The sequence below is a fragment of the Methylophaga sp. UBA5088 genome, assembly GCF_002414625.1.
GTDB classification, from domain to species: Bacteria; Pseudomonadota; Gammaproteobacteria; order Nitrosococcales; family Methylophagaceae; genus Methylophaga; species Methylophaga marina.
Window position 1 is genome coordinate 43,109 of sequence record NZ_DIAC01000010.1, and the last position, 6,593, is coordinate 49,701.

At 42.9% G+C, this 6,593-nt stretch carries 12 protein-coding genes; all 12 read left to right on the forward strand.

The window, feature by feature from the left end; genetic code table 11:
* On the forward strand, positions 1–237 hold a 237-nt coding region (locus tag B4K20_RS00980; protein ID WP_289281544.1), incomplete at its 5' end, for a hypothetical protein.
* A complete protein-coding gene (locus B4K20_RS00985) occupies positions 221–508 on the forward strand; it encodes a DUF1364 domain-containing protein (protein WP_289281545.1) in 288 nt (95 codons plus the stop codon). The genes B4K20_RS00980 and B4K20_RS00985, both read left to right, overlap by 17 nt.
* A 149-nt stretch (positions 509–657) precedes the next feature.
* On the forward strand, positions 658–882 hold the full coding sequence (locus tag B4K20_RS00990; protein WP_289281546.1) for a hypothetical protein: 225 nt from the start codon (positions 658–660) through the stop codon (positions 880–882).
* A complete protein-coding gene (locus B4K20_RS00995) occupies positions 879–1,259 on the forward strand; it encodes a VRR-NUC domain-containing protein (RefSeq protein ID WP_289281547.1) in 381 nt (126 codons plus the stop codon). Before B4K20_RS00990 ends, B4K20_RS00995 begins: the two co-directional genes overlap by 4 nt.
* Positions 1,252–1,569, forward strand: a complete 318-nt coding sequence (locus B4K20_RS01000) for a hypothetical protein (RefSeq protein ID WP_289281548.1) — start codon at positions 1,252–1,254, stop codon at positions 1,567–1,569. The genes B4K20_RS00995 and B4K20_RS01000 overlap by 8 nt, the downstream gene beginning before the upstream one ends.
* Entirely contained in the window at positions 1,532–1,864 is a 333-nt protein-coding gene (locus tag B4K20_RS01005) for a hypothetical protein (RefSeq protein WP_289281549.1), read from the forward strand. Before B4K20_RS01000 ends, B4K20_RS01005 begins: the two co-directional genes overlap by 38 nt.
* A gap of 261 nt (positions 1,865–2,125) precedes the next feature.
* The gene (locus B4K20_RS01010) at positions 2,126–2,437 is read left to right on the forward strand and encodes a phage holin (RefSeq protein WP_289281550.1); all 312 of its coding nucleotides are present in this window, start codon (positions 2,126–2,128) and stop codon (positions 2,435–2,437) included.
* Positions 2,438–2,473: 36 nt separating this feature from the next.
* A complete protein-coding gene (locus B4K20_RS01015; RefSeq protein WP_289281551.1) occupies positions 2,474–3,058 on the forward strand; it encodes a hypothetical protein in 585 nt (194 codons plus the stop codon).
* A complete protein-coding gene (locus tag B4K20_RS01020; RefSeq protein WP_289281552.1) occupies positions 3,059–3,538 on the forward strand; it encodes a hypothetical protein in 480 nt (159 codons plus the stop codon).
* A 5-nt stretch (positions 3,539–3,543) separates the two neighbouring features.
* On the forward strand, positions 3,544–4,908 hold the full coding sequence (locus B4K20_RS01025; RefSeq protein WP_289281553.1) for a PBSX family phage terminase large subunit: 1,365 nt from the start codon (positions 3,544–3,546) through the stop codon (positions 4,906–4,908).
* Positions 4,909–4,932: 24 nt separating this feature from the next.
* Positions 4,933–6,240, forward strand: coding sequence for a DUF1073 domain-containing protein (locus B4K20_RS01030; RefSeq protein ID WP_289281554.1), 1,308 nt, complete (start codon positions 4,933–4,935; stop codon positions 6,238–6,240).
* Positions 6,240–6,593: hypothetical protein (locus tag B4K20_RS01035; RefSeq protein WP_289281555.1), on the forward strand; the 354-nt coding region annotated here is incomplete at its 3' end. The genes B4K20_RS01030 and B4K20_RS01035, both read left to right, overlap by 1 nt.

Here is a 6,593-nt window from a genome sequence, read left to right on the forward strand (position 1 = left end):
CTAATGCTTGGCACTCTATCTGACAACACAAGGGATATGGTTAAAAAGAAAAGACACCCAAAACATATGAGGGCATGCAGTGGAAATAAAAATAGAAGGTTAAGTGACGCCCAAGTTAAAGAGATTTTGGCTTCAAAATTAAGCAGTAGAAAAATAGCTCCGAAATTCGGGATTTCATATATGACCATACTCCAAATTAGAAAAAATAACGGATATAGAAATGAGCACAATGCGTAAGTCAGCCAGAGGCCAAGAGTGCCAGGTTCGTCTAATCGGCATCTGCAATTTCAATCCTGAAACAACAGTATTAGCCCATCTTGGCGGTGGCGGTATAGGTATGAAGAAAAACGATATCCACGGCGCTTTCTGCTGCTCTGCTTGTCATGACGCTTTAGACGGTAGAACAAAGTATCTCATCGACAAAGAAACGCTTGAGCTAGCACATAGACAGGGTGTCGAGAGGACACAGGATATATGGCTAAAGATGGGGTTAATAAAAATTGGTTAGCCGTGACCTATGGCCCAGACAGTACGCTGCAAAAATACTTGAAGGCAAAACCAAAGAAGAACGCCAAAAGCTACTAGATGAAGTACCAGAGCATTTACAGAATTGGGTTAAGAAAATAGTTGTTAATGAGTTTGAGAGAAGGAAAAAGCATGGCTGATGAGGCAGATATCGGTAACGAAGTAGCAGAACGCAACCTTAATATGGCATTGCAAGCAGCTAAAACAGTTAAACGAGAGCAATCAGAAGAATGTGTTGAATGTGGTGACGTTATTTCAGCAGCAAGACAGCAGGCCACCGGAGGGACTGATATTTGTGCGCCTTGTCTATATGTTCAAGAGCAAAACGCTAAACGTTATCGGGGGAATGGCTGGTGAGCGAAGACCTACATCAAGAAGCGCTGTTTAAGTGGGCTGCAATATCAAACATCCCAGAGCTTGAGCTAATGCATCACATACCTAATGGTGGGCATAGAAACAAAAGAACAGCAGCCAGGTTAAAAGCTCAAGGCGTCAAGTCTGGTGTGCCAGATGTATTCCTTCCTGTAGCCCGTGGCGGCTTTCATGGCCTATATATCGAGATGAAGAAACCAAAAGACGCCAAATCAAGTGCAGGTAAAGCCACAGCAAATCAGCTCAGGTGGCAAACAAAGCTAAATGACAACGGTTATATGGCTGTTATCTGTGTCGGATGGGAAGCAGCAAAGGACACCATTATTGCTTATTTGAATTGTGAGGAGGTGAGTCATGGCTGAGTGGATGATCTTAGATGATGACTCAATCGAGGAGTGGGACTTCATAAAAGATATCAGAAAGCAGAACCAGTACGGGTATGAGGCATTTGTGTTCTACATTGACGGCGAAATAATTGTACTTAGGTCAACAAGCCCAAGAATACACAAAATTGAAACTGAGTGCCTAATCGATACATTCAGCAGATATGACAGCGAGGAGAGGATTCTAAATGTCGTTGAAAAGCACATACGAGAATACGAGGAAAGAAAAGCGGCGCAGAGCAGACGGCTTAATGAAACGCTGGGCATATTTCACGCTGGAAGGGGCTGATGATTTAGGTTACCCGCACCAATCACCAGAGCAAGAACGCGTGTTAGGTATAGACTGTATGCGTGTTGTTAACGAGAAGAAGACACCAGAAGATATATTGACCCAAGGTGTTATTGAGTCACTTGATAAGCAGCGTCAGAAATTAGCCCGCTTGTGCTGGCGTAAACAGTGCAGTTATTCAGAAATAGCGATAAGGCTACAACTAAAAGATAAACTAGGTCGGGTGTCAAAATATCGAGCCAGAGCACAAGTAAAAGCCATACTGGATATGGTCGCTGATAAGGTGCTAATGTGACGCAATATAACCGCCGCTTTTCATGCTGACATTTGTCACGATGGTGGTATAGTTCATGTAAGGTGAGCGAAAGCTCAGCACAGCAGGATAGGAAAGTTACGAAACAGAGAGCCTATCCCTCTATGAAGTTTCAGCAATCAAGCCCCAATCGTTAATTCGGTCGGGGCTTTTTTATTGCCCGATTTCCCGTCACACCTCTCTGCGCGACACCCTTAATCAGTCGGCAATGTGAACACTGACGGGAGCTATACAGGAAGAGTAATGCGGATAGAGATTGCCCAGCATTCAGCAGAGGTTATTGCCGTTGCTGGACAAAAAACGAATAACGCAGCAAGTGGGGCCCTAGTCTTGTTAGGTCTATTCACTCCGGAGCAGTGGGGCGTTATCGCTATTGTTGCGGGTATATTCTTCGCTTTTGCTGGTTACATCACTAACGCATTAATCAACTGGTATTTCAAAGCAAAGCATTTCCGTCTAGAAGAAAGGCGGGTTAAAGCACAAATCAAACTCGATGAGGCAAATATTCAGCCTTTTTCATCAGACGATAACAACGAAACACCAACCAGCCTATAAGGTCAGTGACCAAGCTCAGTGAGGGGCTACACCAAGATGTACAGTGTAAGCGAGATAAACACAAAGATTATCAGCGCCATCAAAATCGTTTTAGATAGTGACCGGCCCGCAAAACTAAAAACATTAACGTATAGCCAGCAAAAAACCGCAATCGACATATTGATGCTGGATCAAGTGTTTAAAAATACTGTTGAGACAGAGGCGAAACAGGAAGGTTTAACCATCGTCGAATATGTCGCTGTGTTGGTTGCTACGGCAATTATTATGGAAACAGGTGGAAAGCTAAAGGGAAGTATAGGCGAGCAAGCTATCGAATCATTACTTAATGATAGAGGCGTTTCTTTTGTAAGAGAGAAGACGTTTTCTGGAATGAGGGATGATGGCCCGCTAAGAATTGATTTCTTTATCCCAGAAATGAATATAGCTATTGAGTATCAAGGTGCTCAGCACTTTGAACCGGTTGATTATTTTGGCGGCATAGAGGCTTTAATAAAAACTAGAAGAAGAGACTCAATAAAGCGCCAATACTGCCACGATAACGGCATCCGAATTGAATATATTAATCACGATCAAGATATAGAGAAAACTCTAGAAGCTATATTGCAATCATTGGTGGCCTAAATGGCTATCTCGCAAGAAAGCTGGGATATGGCTCAGGCTATGTTTGAAGGTGGGGCCAGCTTACAAGAGATCTCATTCAAGACTGATATTGATAGAAGCACAATATCCAAGAAGGCAAAAAAACTTGGATGGGAGAAGGGAGTCAATCAACAGCTAATCGCCGATGAAGTAAGGGTTGCGACTGAAAAATCAACACTAAATCAACAGCAGGTTGAATACCATGATTTCCAGGTAAGCAGTCAACTTGCATTGATTAAAGATATTGAAAGGTTTTCTAGTAACGCAATGCGGAAAGCGGGGGAGCTTCTTCAGGTTTCCGAAAGCGGATCCGATTTTAAAGCGCTGGTTGAGGGTGTCGATCGAATAAGCGTTACAAACAAGATTAACGACCGACATGCTAAGCCAACACAGGTACAGCAAAACACCCAGATTAATAATGAGCAGCCAAGAACTTTAGACGATTACTACAGGCAAGAATAAACGCTATGTTGATGAACCCAGCTCTAAGAGATTTCTGGGCGACTAAATCAAGATACAAAGCATTAAGGGGTGGCAGGGATTCAAGTAAGTCACATGATGCAGCAGGCAACGCAATAAGGATTGCTGATTACTGCAAAGTTAAATTTCTATGCGTCAGGCAGTTTCAGAACAGGATTGATGATTCTGTTTATACGGTACTGAAAGACAAAATTGCAGCGTTTGGATTGCAAGATAGATTTTACGTCACCAACAACAGAATAAAGAATCTGGTTACAGGTTCTGAGTTCATGTTCTATGGAATACAGCGAAACCTCACTGATATTAAGTCAGTCGAGGGTGCTGACATACTTTGGATTGAGGAAGCCGAAGGGCTTACTGAAGAGCAAATGAAAGTCCTCAGGCCAACTATCCGCAAGGAAGGGTCTGAAATATGGCTTGTTTGGAATCCTAGGTTTAAAACAGATTACATTCACAAGCGGTTTGTCGTTGACCCACCTAAAGACTGCGTTTCTCGATTAATAAATTACGATGAAAATCCTTTTTTATCTGAAACGAGCAGAAAAGAGATTGAGCAGTTAAAAGAAGACGACTACGAAGAATACCAGCACGTTTATTTGGGCGTGCCAAAAGACAGCAGCGAAAACTCAATTATCAAGCTTAAATGGATTGAGGCTGTAGTTGATGCGCATTTAAAGATTACACCATTAAGTGGTGAATGGCTTGGCGGTGTAACGGTAGGTTACGACGTTGCCGATGATGGCGATGATGCGAATGCCACCACCACAATGGATGGTTATGTTGCTGTTCATGTTGATGAGTGGAAAGCTGGTGAAGATGAGCTTGATAAGTCTGCTGGGCGCGTCGTAAACACTGCTAAACGATTAAACGCCTCACTGATAGGGTATGACTCCATCGGCGTTGGTGCTGGCACTGGTGCGCATTTCAATAACCTTAAATGGCGCAAGCACTTTAAATTTAATGCAGCAGCAAAAGTGGCTAAGCCAGAAAAGTATTACAGCACTGCTGGCAAGATTAAGAATAAAGATCACTTTGAGAACCTGAAAGCCCAGGCATGGCGAGCTGTATCAGACAGATTTAAAAACACTTATCTAGCCGTGACAAAGGGCAGAAAGTTTAGAGCAGATCAAATGATCAGCATATCAAGTGAGATAGATAAAAAACTCCTTGAAAAGTTAAAGGAAGAATTATCCGTTGTTGAGAAAACGTATAGCTCTTCAGGCAAAGAGATGGTGGAAAGCAAGAAGCAGTTAAGGGCAAGAGAAGTTGATTCTCCCAACATCGCTGATTCTTTCATTATCGCCAACAGTAGAAGCTTAGTGGCGCGTGCGAATATCGCCGACATGCTTTAAATGCGTTAACAGCGCGGAGACAAAATGACAAAGCAAAACCTACCAGCCAGTGACGGATTAGAAAACGTTATGACAGGCTTGGGGACAGCTTCGTCTAAAAACTACCATAGCAAGTTCACGCTTGATGCATTTAACGACTATATGCAGCTTGAAGCGGCTTATCAGTCGAACTGGTTAGCGCGTCAGATTGTTGATATTCCTGCTGATGACATGGTGCGTGAATGGCGTGCTATTAAATGTCAGGACGCAGAACAAATTCGCATTGAAGAAGATAGGCACGACTTACAGCAAACAGTAAACGAGGCGCTATCTTGGGGCCGTTTATACGGTGGTGCAGCTGTCTTAATGCTCACCAATCAGGACTTAGAGAAACCGCTAAACGTTAACCAGGTTAAAAAAGGCGATTTAGAACGTCTTATTGTGTTTGACCGTTATGAGCTAATGCCGCTTTCAATTAACAACTGGAACCCATTAGCTAAGAATTATCTGATGCCTGAATACTACACGGTATATCAGGGTAACCAGCGTATTCACTGGACACATTTTGCTAAATTCATGGGGGCAAAGCTTCCACGCCGTCAGCGTCAAGTCACAATGGGTTGGGGAGATTCAGAATTACGTAAGTGTATTTCTGATTTAAAGCAGACTGTTGCCTCATATGAAGGTATCTCTGAGTTAATGCAAGAAGCTAACCTTGATGTGATTACACGAGAGGGTTTGGCTGATGATTTAACGTCAGACCAAGAATCTGCAATCACTGATAGATACACCTTGTACAGCATGATGAAGTCGCTGTTTAAGCTTTCATTATTAGATGGTGAAGAAAAGCTGGAAAGATTGACGCTCAATCTGTCTGGCGTAGCTCCAGTTATGGAAACACAGATGAGCTGGATTTGCGGTGCTTCACGCATCCCAGAGACAAAGCTATTCGGTAAGTCACCATCAGGCCTTAATTCGTCAGGTGATAGCGAACTAAGAACCTATTACGACGATGTACGCTCATGGCAGGTTAGCCAGCTTGCTCCACCTGTAAATGTGCTTGATCAGGTTTTAGTCCGTTCTGCCCTTGGCAACATGCCTAAAGATTTCAACTGGGAATGGAATCGCCTTTATCAGCCAAACCGTAAAGAAGAAGCTGAAGCGTCAAAAACAGAAGCAGAAACCGACATTATACTGCTAGATGCTGGCGTCATTCAAAAATCACAGGTACAGCGCAGACTTCAATCAGCAGAAGCCTATCAGTTTAATGATGATCAAATTGAAGAGTTAGAGGGTTTGGAAGACGCTAACTTGTTTGACCGGGATGAGCCTGAAACTACGGCAGATGAATAATGCTGCGAGTAGGCACTCAATACAACGTTGAACTTCAACGGATTGTAAACCTGGTTAAAAAGTCGATTGATAAAGAATTGATACCAGCTATTAAGCAGGTTGAATATCAATATGTAGCCGATGAAGCATGGCCCGACAGAATAAGCAACATTCTCAATATTCTAAAGGCTATCTGGTCATCAAGAGAGTTTGACGAAAAATCAAAGCTGATAGCTGGTGAGTTTGTCAGCTCAACCGTAAAGTCAGTTGATAAAAAGAACAAGGCAAAGTTTGGCATTAACGCTTTTGGTAATTCAGAAAAGATGAGTAATTACTTAAGCGCAGCCACCACGCAAAATGCCAACTTAATCAAG